Origin of the sequence: Vibrio sp. Isolate25, from assembly GCF_022398025.1 — a bacterium.
In the GTDB taxonomy this organism is placed as follows: domain Bacteria; phylum Pseudomonadota; class Gammaproteobacteria; order Enterobacterales; family Vibrionaceae; genus Vibrio; species Vibrio coralliilyticus_A.
Map to the genome: position 1 here is coordinate 43,305 of NZ_JAKEUT010000010.1, position 14,294 is coordinate 57,598.

Consider the following 14,294-nt stretch of genomic DNA (forward strand, 5'->3'; position numbering starts at 1 on the left):
GTACTAGGGTGGAAGCGGGAGCCTTATGGCTCCCGTTTTTGTTGAGTTTGCTGTTCCAAGCGCTCTAAGCGGTGCAAGATTTCGTTTTGTTTCTCTACCAACTCTAATAGTAAGCGTTCTTTATTCTCAGAGCGTTTGGCTTGGACTTCAGTAGGTGAAGTGATCAGCGAAGTGATCAAACCGGAAATCATACCAAAAATACCCACCCCACATATGATCAGACCTGAGGCAAGGATCTTTCCTGCATCAGTCACCGGAAAGTGATCGCCATAGCCTACGGTAGAGATGGTTACCAATGCCCACCACATCGCATCCCCTCCCGTTTGAATATTGGCCTCCGGTGATTTTCCCTCCACGAATAGCATCATGCTTGAGCCTATGGTGAGCAAGACCACCATCAGTAATAGGATAGAAGCCAGAGTCGTTTCACGACGATTCACAAGTAGCTGCTTGATGAGAAGTTTGCTCGAACGGATGACCAGAATCACGCGCAGGATATGGAATAACCGAGCAAAGCGTAGTGGCTCGATCATTGGGATGCTGGCGATGAAGTCAATCCAGTGTCGTTTCATAAATTGCATGCGATCTGTAGAGCGGATCAAATCTACGCTTAGCTGAAGGAGAAAGACGCTACAGATAATAAAGTCTAAGCCGATAAGAACTTGTCGCGTTTGAGTGCTGAGTGGGAAGAACAGCAGGCCAGAGATCACAAATAGTGCCATGAAAGACAGGATTAGTGACAGTAAGCTCATTGGTTTTGTATCAGATTTGATATCATCTATATTCATACGAGGCTCAAAATAAATATGTATTCGCTATCTATCGATAGTCACGAGCGGCAGTGTACAGCCTCCTGACTGTATCAGGAAAAACAAATATATAAGACTTAGCGGAGAACTAACAATGACCAAGATGGCATTTAAGCCATGGGAACGAGTGATAACGGATATTCGTTTGGTTCCCAAAATGGTGATGTTGATGGTGTTCAGTACCATTTTGATCATCGGCAAACAACTATGGGATGCGAGTACTTTTTATGATTCTCTTCTCGCCGCTACGAAAAATGTTCAGGTTGCGCAGGAACACTATGAGGCTTACATGGTGCAGGTGGCGTGGCAAACGGCCACTATGATCATTGTGTTTGTTGTCTTGCTTTTATTCGCTGCACGGATCATGTTACGTCAAACTCAATATCTTAGTGATGCGATCAAATTAATGGCAGATCGTAACTTATCGGTGCCAATTGAAATGGACTGTAAGGATGAATACGGTGACGTGGCTCGTGAATTGGAAAAGACGCGAGTGCAACTGCAGGACATGATCAAACTGCAAATTGAAGCATCACAGGAACTGGCAGGCCTAACAGAAGTCATGACCTTGAGCATGTCGGAAACCAAAGAGTCAGCGCAAGAAGAGTTTAACGAGATTGATCAATTGGCTACGGCAATGAGTGAGATGTCATCAACGGTCCAAACCGTTGCGGATCATGCGCAAAATGCGTCTTCGTTGACTGAGAATGCTTCCGGTCAGGCGGAAAGTGGTCAGCGGTTTGTTCAGGATACCGTACATAAAATCAGCGAACTATCGAGAGATATTTCCGCTTCAGCACAGGCTGTGAATCAGGTTGAGGAGAGTGTCGAGTCAATCGGCAGTGTGGTTGGCACTATTCAAGGTATCTCAGAGCAAACAAACCTGTTGGCACTCAATGCTGCGATTGAAGCAGCGAGGGCGGGGGAAGCGGGTCGCGGATTTGCCGTCGTAGCAGATGAAGTTCGCAGCCTAGCCCAGCGTACTCAGAACGCGACAGTAGAAATTCAGGATATGATCACTCAGCTGCAATCCAGTGCGAGCTCAGCAGTTGAGCTGATGGAAAAAAGTGTGGTTGAGGCGGCTGAAGGCGTGGATTTGGTCACCAATGCCGGTAGTGAGTTGGATGGTATCGTCACGCAAGTCAACCAAATTAACGATATGAATTTCCAAATAGCGACCGCCGCAGGGCAACAAAGTAGTGTGGCAGAAGAGATGAATCAAAACCTCACGAACGTTCGTGAGCTGGTGGAAGCGTCGGTGACAGTGGTATCAGAATTACTTGAAACTTCAGAGATCATGCAGAAAAATGCTGAAGCCTTAGATGCCAAGATCACATCCTTTAAAGTCTAATAGTCACAAGTCCTATGAATCAGCGCCCACTCAGTGTTAGTGGGCGTTTTTTATTGGTATAAAACGCTATCAAAGAATTTATCGAACCAAGGAAGAACCATGCAATTGCCCGCAAGTCTTGCTTCTGTTTCTCAGACGGCTCTGGAATCCCTACTGCAACATCAGGCTATTCAAGAGTGGCCTGACTCTTATCGTAAGGAGCTTAGCTATGTGGCTGGGTTGAGTCAGTTTATTGTCGACACCCTGCAGCAAGATGAGTATTTGCATCAACATTTGCCTGAGATGTTGGAGGCAGAGTCTCGGCACGAAGCATATCGACAGCGTCTGGAAGAGTTATTGGCCGGATGCAGTGATGAAATGCAAGGTCACCGAGTACTCAGACAGTTTCGTAATCGCGAGATGACATACATTGCATGGCGAGATTTCATAGGCAGTTGGGAGCTTGAACAAAGCCTAGAGCACTTGTCTCAGTTGGCGGAGGCGATGATTTTTGAGACTTACCAATGGCAATACAAAGCGTGTTGTGATTTGTGGGGAACTCCTTGTAATGAAGCGGGTGAAGCGCAGCCAATGTTGATTATTGGCATGGGTAAGCTTGGTGGCGGAGAGCTGAACTTCTCCTCAGATATTGATCTTATTTTCACTTACCCAGAAAACGGTGACACTCAAGGCGCTCGTCGCAGTATTGCCAATGCTCAGTTTTTTACTCGCCTAGGACAACGCATCATCAAAGCGCTCGACCAGCAGACGTTTGATGGTTTTTGCTATCGTGTCGATATGCGGTTACGTCCTTTTGGTGACAGTGGCCCGTTGGTGATGAGTTACGCGGCGTTAGAGGACTATTACCAAGAGCAAGGACGCGATTGGGAGCGTTACGCGATGATCAAAGCGCGTGTAATGGGGCGTGAGATGTATCCGCAATATCAGGAATTACGTCAGATGCTGCGCCCGTTTGTTTTCCGTCGTTATATTGATTTCAGTGCGATTCAGTCACTACGGCGCATGAAGTCAATGATCAGCAGTGAAGTTCGTCGTCGTGGTTTAACAAATAATATCAAGCTAGGAGCGGGCGGCATTCGGGAAATCGAGTTTATCGCTCAGGTATTTCAGTTGATTCGAGGAGGCCGTGAGCCAAACCTGCGTCACCGAGGGTTACTGATGACTCTCGACGCAATTGAAGAGCTGGAGCAACTAACCAGTGAAGAAGTGAGTAATCTCAAACATGCGTACAAGTTCCTTCGTCGCTTGGAAAACCTGCTTCAAGCAATGGCTGATAAACAAACGCAAACTCTACCAGAAAGTGAGGTTGAACAGCTGCAACTTGCTGTTGCAATGGGATTCTCGGATTGGACTTCACTGATCGAGCAAGTGCGTCAGCATATGCGCAATGTTCATCAGGTATTCAATAGTTTGATTGGCGATGAAGAAGAGGAATGCTCCGAGGTCGCCAAGCATTTTCATGAGCTGTGGGATATGGCGGAGAAGCCAGATGTAATTGAAGCGGTACTTGAGCAGGATATTGCGATCGGCGATGCTACTGAAATGGCATCAACCGTTATTCAATTTAAACAAGATCTTGCGAAGAAGACACTGGGGCCTCGTGGTCGAGAAGTTCTGAACCGTTTAATGCCAAAGATCTTTGCGGCGATCTATTCTCATCAAGATGCCAAATATGGCTTACCCCGTGTCTTACATTTGCTGCATAAGATCGTGACTAGAACAACGTATTTGGAGTTATTGGATGAGCACCCTGCAGCGTTGACGCAGCTAGTTAGATTGTGCACGGCCAGCCCGATGATTTCTGAGCGGCTTGGACGTTATCCGATTCTGCTTGATGAGCTGATTGATCCGCAGCAGTTGTACAATCCCGTACCATTGGAAAGCTACCGTACTGAACTGCGTGATTTCCTTGCTCGTATCCCGGAAGACGATATGGAGCAACAGATGGAAGCACTGCGTCAGTTTAAGCAGATCTGTATTTTACGCATCGCTGCCGCAGACATTGCAGGAGTACTGCCTGTTATGAAAGTGAGTGATCACCTCACTTATCTGGCAGAGGCTATTGTGGAGTCGGTTGTCAATCAGGCGTGGCTGCAAATGGCGGAGAAATATGGTGAGCCAACACATCTAAAAGATAGAGAGGGTCGAGGTTTTGCTGTGATTGGTTACGGCAAAGTAGGCGGCTGGGAGCTAGGGTACAACTCGGATCTGGATATTGTGTTTATGCATGATTGCCCAGTTCATGCCTATACCGATGGGAAAAAAGAGATTGATGGTCGCCAATTCTACTTACGTTTGGCCCAGCGCATCATTCATATATTTTCAACAAGAACGGCGTCAGGCATCTTATACGAAGCGGATACCCGACTGCGCCCCTCAGGTGCTTCAGGGTTGTTGGTTAGTCCTGCAGATGCCTTTGATGAATACCAGCATAAAGAGGCGTGGACTTGGGAGCATCAGGCACTGGTAAGAGCACGAATGATCTATGGGGATCAGCCACTGCAACACGTGTTCTCTCAGACAAGACATAATATTTTGAGTTTGGTAAGAGAAGAGTCAAAGCTCAAAAAGGATGTCACGGAGATGCGAGTCAAGATGCGAGAGCACCTTGGTGGGAAAAAAGCAGGTCGCTTTATGCTTAAGCAAGATCCCGGTGGTATTACCGATGTGGAATTTCTTGCTCAGTACCTAGTCTTAAGGTACAGCCATGAAAAACCTAAGCTGACTCGATGGAGTGATAACGTCAGAATCTTTGAATCCATGATGGCACAAGGCATTATGGATGAAGCTCCTGCGATGGCATTGACTCAGGCATACACAACGATGCGCGATCAAATTCATCATCGCAATTTATTGAATCTTGAGGCCGATGTGGCTGAAGAAAAATTTGTCAAAGAGCGAGAGCTGGTTAAAGCGCTTTGGCATGAGTGGTTAGAATAGGTTTAGGGTCCTTATCCCCTGTGTTAAACTCTTGCCCGAATTAGAATTTGGAGACCCATAATGAAACCAATCCTACCGAACTATAGTGATTCTGGTGTATTGATCATCGGTGATGTCATGCTTGATCGTTACTGGTATGGTCCGACTGGACGCATTTCCCCAGAAGCCCCAGTTCCTGTAGTAAAAGTAGAAAATAACGAAGAGCGTCCAGGTGGTGCAGCGAATGTGGCAATGAATATTGCTTCTTTGGGCGGCCATGCGCATATCGTGGGTTTAACTGGGATTGATGAGCCAGCTAAAGTGCTTAATGAGACGCTGTCTGCACTGAAAGTAAAGTGTGACTTTGTGGCTCTGCCAAACTATCCAACCATTACTAAACTTCGCGTTTTGAGCCGTGGTCAGCAGCTGATCCGCCTAGATTTCGAAGACAAATTTGAAAATACCGATGCCGAGCTGATTTTAGATCGTATGGAGCAGGCACTACCAAAAGTGAAATCGGTTGTTCTGTCTGATTATGCGAAAGGTGCATTGGAGCACGTTCAGCAGTTTATTCAGAAAGCACGTGCCGCCAAGGTGCCTGTGTTTATTGACCCTAAAGGTGCGGATTTTGAACGCTACCGTGGCGCAACATTACTGACCCCTAACATGGCTGAATTTGAGCTGGTTGTGGGGAAAGTGAAATCTGAACAAGACTTGGTTGAGAAGGGCTTAGCGCTGATTGAAGAGTTCGATTTTGATGCATTATTGGTGACGCGCAGTGAGCACGGTATGACCTTGCTGCGCCGTGGGCAGGAACCATTCCACCTACCAACTCTTGCACAAGAGGTCTATGACGTAACGGGTGCAGGTGATACCGTGATTTCTGTGCTGGCGGCATCAGTGGCGGCGGGTAAGCCCCTTGATGAAGCTTGCGCATTGGCAAATGCTGCAGCAGGCGTCGTGGTTGGTAAGCTGGGTACATCCACTGTATCAACCATTGAACTAGCTGAAGCGGTTCATGGCAGTCAAGACACTGATTTTGGTGTTATCACTGAACAGGCGCTGATTGAAGCGGTGAAGAACGCACAATCGAAGGGCGAGAAGGTAGTGATGACCAATGGTTGTTTCGACATTCTGCATGCTGGACACGTTTCCTATCTGAACCATGCTGCTGAATTGGGTGACCGCCTGATTGTCGCTGTGAACACCGATGAATCGGTGAAGCGTTTGAAAGGCCCTGGTCGCCCGGTTAACCCGACAGATCGCCGTATGGCGGTTTTGGCTGGCCTTGGTGCCGTAGATTGGGTTGTACCGTTTGGCGAAGAAACGCCTCAGCGCCTGATTTCAGAAGTTTTGCCAGACATGCTTGTCAAAGGTGGTGATTACAAGCCTGAAGAGATTGCTGGTGGCAAAGAAGTGATTGCCAATGGTGGTGAAGTTAAAGTACTCAACTTTGAAGATGGTTGCTCAACGACTGAGATCATTGATGCAATCAAAGGTGGCAAAGGCTAAAGACACATCAGGCAGCGCGTTATTGAGCTCTGTCTGAGTCAGGCTTTGTGCATAACTTGTTACCATTTAAGTCACAGCCGACAAAGAAAAAACAAAAAATGGAGCCAATTGGCTCCATTTTTCTTTCTTCGTCTTGGTGATTATTCTTCTAAATCACCACAGAATCGGTAACCTTCACCGTGAATCGTCGCGATGATTTCTGGTGTACCTGAGACTGATTCAAAATGCTTACGGATACGACGGATAGTCACATCGACAGTACGGTCATGTGGCTTAAGCTCACGACCAGTCATCTTCTTAAGCAGGTCAGCACGTGTCTGGATCTTGCCTGGGTTTTCACAGAAATGAAGCAGGGCACGGAACTCAGAACGAGGCAGTTTGTAGCCATCGCCACTTGGGCTCACTAGTGAGCGGCTATTGATATCCAATACCCAGCCGTTGAATTCGTATTTTTCAACGCTGCGTTTTTCTTCCGTGACCACGCTGGTGCTCATAGAGCGATTTAGTAGGTTACGGGCACGGATCGTTAGCTCACGCGGGTTAAATGGCTTGGTAATGTAGTCATCTGCACCGATCTCAAGGCCAAGGATCTTGTCGACTTCGTTGTCACGACCAGTCAGGAACATTAATGCCACATTCGCTTGCTCGCGCAGTTCACGTGCTAGCAGAAGGCCATTTTTACCTGGAAGGTTGATGTCCATAATAACCAGGTTGACCTGGTTATTAGACAGCACCTGGTGCATCTCTTCACCGTCACTGGCCTCGAAAACAGCGTATCCCTCTGCTTCAAAAATACTCTTTAGAGTGTTACGAGTTACTTGCTCATCTTCAACAATAAGAATGTGCGGGGTTTGCATTGGCGGTACCTAAACTTGTGAAAAAATTGTGCTAATAGAATAAATTCTAGGCAAAAACCTAACATACAGGTAATTTGATGTTGATAATAAACCAAAGACTGTAAAAATACATTGTTTCTTTGATTGCCCGCCTTCCTTGGTCCCAATTCGCTTCTTGAGGTCCCTTTTCCTCACACGCTCTATTAGTCTTTGAGGCGGATTCTATAATGTTAACAGCATGCTAACAACGTCATAATGTTAATTCCATGCACTTTGTTGATTTATATCAAGAGTTCGAATGTAACAAATATTAATAGTCTAAAACAAATGTAAAACTGTGGTTTACATGATGATAGATGCGCAACTTTGGCAAGAATATTCAGAGCCTTATTTCAAGTTTTCTCGCAAACCAAGCACAACAAGGTTTGCGATTATAACTGCGTGGAATCCCGCGAGTCAGTGGTTGTCGAAGCCACAAAATGATCGAAATAATCACGACTTAGCCCAAGATTTTGGCCATACTTACTTTGTTGAAGTATTAGTGGGAGATGAAAGTTTTGCTTGGGCTGAAGAGAGTTTCGCTGTCGATATTGAGCAACAACAAGCTCTGCTGTTAGGGCGTAAATATAAACAGAATGCAATCTATTATGTGATAGGTGACGAGCTGTTTTTGCTCTCATGTTTAGCTGATGCGACTAAGGTCAACTTGGGGCAATGGCAATGTCGATGCAGGTAAGGATTTAAAGCCAGATTCATGGAGGAAAAATGAAAGATATTACACCGGATATATGTGATAAGCATGAAGATAAAGTCACCTCATTAGATATCCCACTGCATACTTTTGGTAAGAAAAGTGCATTTTGGGGGGAGATAGTGACCGTTCGTTGTTATCACGATAACTCTAAAGTTAGGGAAACGTTGAGTCAGAACGGCAAAGGAAAAGTTTTGATTGTCGATGGGCATGGCTCCTGTCAGAAAGCTTTACTTGGTGATCAACTGGCGATTCTTGCAATTGATAACCATTGGGAAGGCGTAATTGTGTATGGTGCTATTCGAGATGCTGCTGCAATGGCTGAAATGGAACTTGGTGTAAAAGCTTTAGGGACTAGCCCATTTAAGACGGAGAAGCGAGGAGCTGGTGATACAAATGTGACACTGACGGTTCATAACCAAATGATTCAGCCTGGCGATTATGTCTACGCCGATTGGAATGGGGTGCTAATGTCTACTGAATTATTGGACTGGAGTTAAAAGCGAAAGCCGATACCGACTTCCAGCTCTTGTTGCCACTCTTGATGTTCGAGGGTGGCGTGAAGATCAAGGTTTTCAGTTAACCTCATACGGCTAGATACTTCGGCTGAGATGACTTTGTCAGTCCCTTCCTCAGTGCTGTCTTCATTGTAGGAGTGCAGAGTACTTTTTACTGAGACTCTTGGCGTTATCTGATAGCTAACACCACTTAAAAAACCACTTTCATTGGTGTGATTCCCTTGATTAACTCTAGCCCCAACGTAAAGATCGATATTATCGAAAACATTGTATGAATAGCCACCATCAATTTTCCAAGTATCAAAATCGTGTTGATTAGCTTCACTAGATAGGAACAACTTGTGCGGAGAGTTTTTTTGCTGCGATGGCAAAGCTGGAAGCTCTGTTGCCATCGATGAGCACGCAACAAGAGTAAGCAAAAGGCTTAGTGTTGTTTTCATTTGCCACTCCTTGATTGTTACTTATCCACCGCAAGATCAATTAAAGCATAAAACCTCAGCTCTGGTAGTCACTTTTTCAGTAATTTCGTGAATTAGCCAATATGCAATCTTGTTTATATTTTAGATATAAAAGGTAACTTATTGAACTGGCTCACAGAAGACGAACCGAACGAAGTGTAAACAAAAAATAAAAACTTTTCGTTGACTCATGCTAAACAAATAGGTTAAACGTATGGGTAAGCAAACACACAATCGCAACAAAAAATATATATGTACAGCCATAGCCTAGTAGTAATGACCACAACCATTATTATTACCGACATCACACATGTTGGGGCAGGCTGCTAAGCGAAAGAAATTCAAAGAAAAGGCCTGTATCCCACAAGATACAGGCCTTTTTTTATACCAATTTACAGACATTTGGAGAAAGGGATGCGTGTATTAAAGTTTGGAGGTTCATCATTAGCAGATGCTGATCGTTTTTTGCGAGCAGCAGATATCATTGCTAATAATGCACAGCAGGAAGAGGTCGCTGTGGTTCTTTCAGCACCGGGTAAGACAACCAATAAACTCGTGGCCGTGATTGAGGGAGCACTGAAAAATGGCCAAGCGGAGTTACAAATCGCGGAGTTGGAAGATTCTTTTCGCGATCTGTATCAGGATATCAAGCAAGTTTTACCTAACATTGATGGCTCTGGCTATGACAATCAAGTCAAAACGTCTCTGACTCAGCTACGCCAATTTGTTCATGGCATCGATTTATTAGGGATGTGCCCAGATAACGTTAATGCTCGCATCATCAGTAAAGGTGAGCGTGTTTCCATTCAGCTTATGAAAGCGGTATTGGAAGCAAAAGGTCAACCTGCCAGCCTGATTGATCCAGTTAAATACCTTTACGCAAACGGTGAACACTTAGAGGCGATGGTTGACGTTGAGGTCTCGACTCAGAATTTCCGTCAGAATCCATTACCACAGGGGCACGTTAACATCATGCCGGGCTTTACCGCGGGTAACGAAGAGGGTGAACTCGTCACTCTAGGGCGTAATGGCTCAGACTATTCGGCGGCGGTTTTAGCTGCGTGTTTACGTGCTGATTGTTGTGAAATTTGGACAGATGTCGATGGTGTATATAACTGTGACCCACGCTTGGTCGATGATGCGCGTTTACTCAAATCGTTGAGCTACCAAGAAGCGATGGAGCTGTCTTACTTTGGTGCTTCTGTTCTTCACCCGAAAACCATCGCTCCAATTGCCCAATTCCACATCCCATGTTTGATCAAAAATAGCTTTAATCCTCAAGGAGCCGGTACATTAATCGGTCAAGATACGGGTGAAGATAATCTAGCGATCAAAGGCATCACTACGCTCAGTGATCTGACTATGGTTAACGTCTCTGGCCCAGGCATGAAAGGCATGGTTGGCATGGCGAGTCGTGTGTTTGGTGCTATGTCTTCAGCGGGCGTATCGATTGTGTTGATTACCCAGTCCTCTTCTGAGTACAGCATTAGTTTCTGTATCGAAGCGGAAGATAAAGCAATCGCTCAGCAAGCGCTTAGCGACTCGTTCGAGTTGGAGCTCAAAGATGGTCTGCTCGAGCCAGTTGAGTTTATGGACGATGTAGCTATTGTGACACTAGTTGGCGATGGTATGCGTACTTCCCGTGGTGTCGCCTCTCAGTTCTTCTCTTCTTTAGCCGAAGTGAACGTGAACATCGTTGCTATCGCACAAGGCTCATCGGAACGTGCAATTTCTGCTGTGATTCCTGAAGATAAAATTTCTGAAGCGATCAAAGCTTGTCATGAGAACCTGTTTAACTCTAAACACTTCTTGGATGTGTTTGTGGTCGGTGTTGGTGGTGTTGGTGGTGAACTGGTAGATCAAATCCAACGTCAGCAAGCGAAACTGGCGGAAAAAGGCATCATTCTAAGAGTGTGTGGTTTGGCGAACAGCAAAGGCCTTCTGCTCGATAGTGAAGGTCTACCCTTAGAACACTGGCGTGACCGTATGAACGACGCAACTGAAGAGTTTAGCCTTGCACGGTTGATTTCTTTGGTCCAGCGCAACCACATTATCAACCCCGTTCTGGTGGATTGTACTTCTTCGGAATCTATCGCTAATCAGTATGCGGACTTTTTGGCGGCGGGCTTCCACGTTGTCACACCAAATAAAAAAGCCAACACAGCGAGCATGGCGTATTACCACCAGCTACGTGATATCGCCCGTAGTTCACGTCGCAAGTTAATGTATGAAACAACAGTTGGTGCTGGTCTACCAGTGATCGAAAACCTGCAAAACCTTATTTCTGCAGGGGATGAACTTGAGCGTTTTAGCGGGATTCTGTCAGGTTCGCTGTCATACATCTTCGGTAAGCTTGATGAAGGTATGACGCTAAGTCAGGCGACCAATATTGCGAAAGACAATGGCTTTACGGAGCCAGATCCACGTGATGATCTGTCTGGTATGGACGTCGCTCGTAAGCTACTAATTCTGGCGCGTGAAGCTGGTATGAATTTAGAGCTGGAAGATGTGATTGTTGATCAAGCATTGCCACCAGGTTTTGATGATTCTGGCAGCGTAGATGAGTTTATGGCCCGATTGCCTGAGGCAGATGCTTACTTCCAAGAGTTGTCTGCCAAGGCCGCACAAGAAGGTAAAGTGCTGCGTTATGTCGGTGAAATCAATGACGGCCAATGTCGTGTTAGTATGGCTGCTGTGGATGAAAATGATCCTATGTTCAAGATCAAGGATGGTGAAAATGCACTCGCTTTCTATAGTCGCTATTACCAGCCTATTCCATTGGTGCTGCGTGGTTATGGCGCAGGTACAGAAGTGACGGCGGCTGGGGTTTTCTCGGATGTGATGCGTACTTTAGGATGGAAGCTAGGGGTTTAAGACGGATGAGTAGTGGTATGGATGTGGTGGTTTACGCCCCAGCGTCAATAGGTAACGTGAGTGTTGGTTTTGATGTGCTCGGTGCTGCGGTATCGCCTATTGATGGCACCTTGCTTGGTGACCGAGTGATGGTGAAAGCTGGAAACGAGTCTTTTAGCCTCAAAACAGCGGGCGATTTTGTTTCCAAGTTACCGGAAAAGCCTAAAGAAAATATCGTTTATGATTGTTGGCAAGTGTTCGCCAGAGAGCTAGATAAGAAAGGCGTGACTCTGTTACCTCTTGAAATGACGCTTGAGAAGAACATGCCGATCGGTTCTGGGTTAGGCTCCAGTGCCTGCTCCATTGTTGCGGCTCTGGATGCGCTAAACCAGTTCCATGGTAACCCATTGGATAAAACTGAGCTATTGGCATTAATGGGTGAGATGGAAGGGCAGATATCTGGTGGCGTACATTACGACAATGTCGCGCCATGCTATCTAGGTGGTGTTCAGCTAATGCTTGAAGAGCTCGGTATCATCAGTCAGGAAGTGCCATGTTTTGATGACTGGTACTGGGTAATGGCGTACCCGGGTATTAAGGTATCAACGGCGGAAGCTCGTGAGATCCTACCATCTCAATATCGTCGTCAGGATATCATTGCTCATGGTCGACACTTGGCCGGCTTTATCCATGCTTGCCACTCGAACCAGCCAGAGCTGGCGGCTAAGATGATCAAAGACGTGATCGCTGAACCGTATCGTGAGAAACTGCTACCGGGCTTTGCTGATGCACGTAAATATGCGGCAACAGCAGGCGCTCTGGCGACGGGCATTTCAGGAAGTGGCCCGACGCTGTTTAGTATTTGCAAAGATAAAGATGTCGCTGAGCGAGTTGCTCGCTGGTTAGAACAAAATTACGTACAAAACCAAGAAGGATTCGTCCATGTTTGCCGTTTAGACAAGCAGGGCTCGAAAGTAACAGGAAGTGAGCTATGAAGCTTTACAATATAAAAGAAAATGATGAACAAGTTTCCTTTGGTCAAGCCGTTCGCCAAGGGTTAGGCCGTAATCAAGGTCTGTTTTTTCCATCGGAATTGCCGAAATTTGATGATGTTGATGCTCTGCTAGCAGAAGACTTCGTGTCTCGTAGCACTAAAATTTTGTCAGCGTTGATTGGTGATGAGCTGGCGCAAGATAAAGTTCACTCTATGGTTGATGCGGCATTCCAATTTCCGGCACCAATCAATGAAGTCAAACAAGGCGTTTACGCTCTTGAACTTTTCCATGGCCCAACTCTAGCGTTTAAAGACTTTGGTGGCCGCTTTATGGCGCAATCCTTAGCCGCGGTTTCAGACGGTGGTAAAATTACCATTTTGACTGCTACCTCTGGTGATACGGGCGCCGCAGTCGCGCATGCTTTTTACGGTATGGAAGACATCAATGTGGTGATTCTGTACCCGAAAGGCAAGATCAGCCCACTGCAAGAGAAATTATTCTGCACGCTTGGTAAAAATATTCACACCGTAGCGATCGATGGTGACTTCGATGCTTGTCAGGCGCTAGTTAAGCAGGCGTTTGATGATGCGGCACTGCGTGAAGAGATAGGCCTGAACTCTGCAAACTCAATCAACATTAGTCGTTTGATGGCGCAAATCTGTTACTACTTTGAGGCCGCAGCGCAAATGAGTAAGGAAGAGCGCGAAAACTTGGTCGTTTCTGTGCCAAGCGGTAACTTTGGTAACTTAACCGCAGGTCTACTGGCGAAAGCACTTGGCCTGCCAATTAAACGTTTTATTGCGGCAACAAACGCTAATGATACTGTGCCGCGTTACCTAGAGACGGGGAGCTGGGAGCCAAAACCTACAGTGGCAACCACATCGAATGCGATGGATGTAAGCCAGCCAAACAACTGGCCGCGTATCGAAGAACTATGCCGCGTGAAAGAGTGGGGCCTAGAGACATTAGGCAAAGGTGCAGTTTCAGATGAGCAAAGTGCGCAGTCAGTCAAAGAGTTGTACTCGCTTGGTTATCTTTGTGAGCCGCATGGTGCAATTGCATACCGCGTCCTTGAAGAGCAGTTGCAAGATGGGGAAACGGGGTTATTCCTTTGCACCGCTCACCCGGCCAAATTCAAAGAAGTTGTTGATGAGATTCTTGATTCACATATCGCTCTACCAGGACCGCTCGCAAAACACGCTGAGATGGAATTGCTTTCTGAAGACTTAGCCAATGACTTCGATTTATTGAAAGACGTTCTGCGTCGAGTGCAAAAGTAATTTATCGCTCAA

General features: G+C 46.2%; 11 protein-coding genes and 1 other annotated feature. Of the genes, 8 read left to right on the forward strand and 3 right to left on the reverse strand.

Annotated features, from left to right (window positions below; genetic code table 11):
• Positions 1-23: 23 nt before the first annotated feature.
• Entirely contained in the window at positions 24-788 is a 765-nt protein-coding gene (locus tag L1D15_RS16595) for a potassium channel family protein (RefSeq protein ID WP_239868731.1), read from the reverse strand.
• Positions 789-903: 115 nt separating this feature from the next.
• On the opposite strand from L1D15_RS16595, the gene L1D15_RS16600 reads away from it, so the two are divergent.
• The 3 genes from L1D15_RS16600 (at position 904) to hldE (ending at position 6,591) form a co-directional block, all read left to right on the forward strand.
• On the forward strand, positions 904-2,160 hold the full coding sequence (locus L1D15_RS16600) for a methyl-accepting chemotaxis protein (protein WP_239838516.1): 1,257 nt from the start codon (positions 904-906) through the stop codon (positions 2,158-2,160).
• Positions 2,161-2,259: 99 nt separating this feature from the next.
• Positions 2,260-5,100: a bifunctional [glutamate--ammonia ligase]-adenylyl-L-tyrosine phosphorylase/[glutamate--ammonia-ligase] adenylyltransferase gene (gene glnE / locus L1D15_RS16605; protein WP_239876466.1), complete on the forward strand. Its 2,841-nt coding sequence runs from the start codon at positions 2,260-2,262 to the stop codon at positions 5,098-5,100.
• A 60-nt stretch (positions 5,101-5,160) separates the two neighbouring features.
• Positions 5,161-6,591 carry a bifunctional D-glycero-beta-D-manno-heptose-7-phosphate kinase/D-glycero-beta-D-manno-heptose 1-phosphate adenylyltransferase HldE gene (hldE, locus tag L1D15_RS16610; protein WP_239838514.1) on the forward strand — a complete coding sequence of 477 codons (1,431 nt, stop codon included), beginning with the start codon at positions 5,161-5,163 and terminating at the stop codon, positions 6,589-6,591.
• Positions 6,592-6,731: 140 nt separating this feature from the next.
• On the opposite strand, the gene arcA is transcribed toward hldE, so the two are convergent.
• On the reverse strand, positions 6,732-7,448 hold the full coding sequence (gene arcA, locus L1D15_RS16615) for a two-component system response regulator ArcA (protein WP_239838513.1): 717 nt from the start codon (positions 7,446-7,448) through the stop codon (positions 6,732-6,734).
• A 325-nt stretch (positions 7,449-7,773) separates the two neighbouring features.
• On the opposite strand from arcA, the gene L1D15_RS16620 reads away from it, so the two are divergent.
• Both L1D15_RS16620 and L1D15_RS16625 read left to right on the forward strand, forming a co-directional pair.
• Positions 7,774-8,163: a DUF3293 domain-containing protein gene (locus L1D15_RS16620; protein ID WP_239876467.1), complete on the forward strand. Its 390-nt coding sequence runs from the start codon at positions 7,774-7,776 to the stop codon at positions 8,161-8,163.
• A 29-nt stretch (positions 8,164-8,192) separates the two neighbouring features.
• Positions 8,193-8,678, forward strand: a complete 486-nt coding sequence (locus L1D15_RS16625) for a putative 4-hydroxy-4-methyl-2-oxoglutarate aldolase (protein ID WP_239868718.1) — start codon at positions 8,193-8,195, stop codon at positions 8,676-8,678.
• Here L1D15_RS16625 and L1D15_RS16630 read toward each other — a convergent pair.
• Positions 8,675-9,136 carry a hypothetical protein gene (locus tag L1D15_RS16630; protein ID WP_239838510.1) on the reverse strand — a complete coding sequence of 154 codons (462 nt, stop codon included), beginning with the start codon at positions 9,134-9,136 and terminating at the stop codon, positions 8,675-8,677. The two genes, L1D15_RS16625 and L1D15_RS16630, sit on opposite strands and share 4 nt — an antisense overlap.
• 283 nt (positions 9,137-9,419) lie before the next feature.
• Positions 9,420-9,539 (forward strand) — a sequence feature (Thr leader region).
• 29 nt (positions 9,540-9,568) lie between these two features.
• On the opposite strand from L1D15_RS16630, the gene thrA reads away from it, so the two are divergent.
• The 3 genes from thrA to thrC are packed head-to-tail and all read left to right on the forward strand — an operon-like array spanning position 9,569 to position 14,282.
• Positions 9,569-12,028, forward strand: coding sequence for a bifunctional aspartate kinase/homoserine dehydrogenase I (gene thrA, locus L1D15_RS16635; RefSeq protein ID WP_239868712.1), 2,460 nt, complete (start codon positions 9,569-9,571; stop codon positions 12,026-12,028).
• A gap of 17 nt (positions 12,029-12,045) precedes the next feature.
• Positions 12,046-13,002, forward strand: coding sequence for a homoserine kinase (thrB, locus tag L1D15_RS16640; protein WP_239876499.1), 957 nt, complete (start codon positions 12,046-12,048; stop codon positions 13,000-13,002).
• The gene (thrC, locus tag L1D15_RS16645) at positions 12,999-14,282 is read left to right on the forward strand and encodes a threonine synthase (protein WP_239876468.1); all 1,284 of its coding nucleotides are present in this window, start codon (positions 12,999-13,001) and stop codon (positions 14,280-14,282) included. The genes thrB and thrC overlap by 4 nt, the downstream gene beginning before the upstream one ends.
• The last annotated feature ends 12 nt before the right edge of the window (positions 14,283-14,294 follow it).

Coding starts and splice junctions, on each gene's coding strand:
- L1D15_RS16595 (WP_239868731.1), bottom strand. CDS start 788: ATGAATATAGATGATATCAAATCTGATACAAAACCAATGAGCTTACTG.
- L1D15_RS16600 (WP_239838516.1), top strand. CDS start 904: ATGACCAAGATGGCATTTAAGCCATGGGAACGAGTGATAACGGATATT.
- glnE (WP_239876466.1), top strand. CDS start 2,260: ATGCAATTGCCCGCAAGTCTTGCTTCTGTTTCTCAGACGGCTCTGGAA.
- hldE (WP_239838514.1), top strand. CDS start 5,161: ATGAAACCAATCCTACCGAACTATAGTGATTCTGGTGTATTGATCATC.
- arcA (WP_239838513.1), bottom strand. CDS start 7,448: ATGCAAACCCCGCACATTCTTATTGTTGAAGATGAGCAAGTAACTCGT.
- L1D15_RS16620 (WP_239876467.1), top strand. CDS start 7,774: ATGATGATAGATGCGCAACTTTGGCAAGAATATTCAGAGCCTTATTTC.
- L1D15_RS16625 (WP_239868718.1), top strand. CDS start 8,193: ATGAAAGATATTACACCGGATATATGTGATAAGCATGAAGATAAAGTC.
- L1D15_RS16630 (WP_239838510.1), bottom strand. CDS start 9,136: ATGAAAACAACACTAAGCCTTTTGCTTACTCTTGTTGCGTGCTCATCG.
- thrA (WP_239868712.1), top strand. CDS start 9,569: ATGCGTGTATTAAAGTTTGGAGGTTCATCATTAGCAGATGCTGATCGT.
- thrB (WP_239876499.1), top strand. CDS start 12,046: ATGGATGTGGTGGTTTACGCCCCAGCGTCAATAGGTAACGTGAGTGTT.
- thrC (WP_239876468.1), top strand. CDS start 12,999: ATGAAGCTTTACAATATAAAAGAAAATGATGAACAAGTTTCCTTTGGT.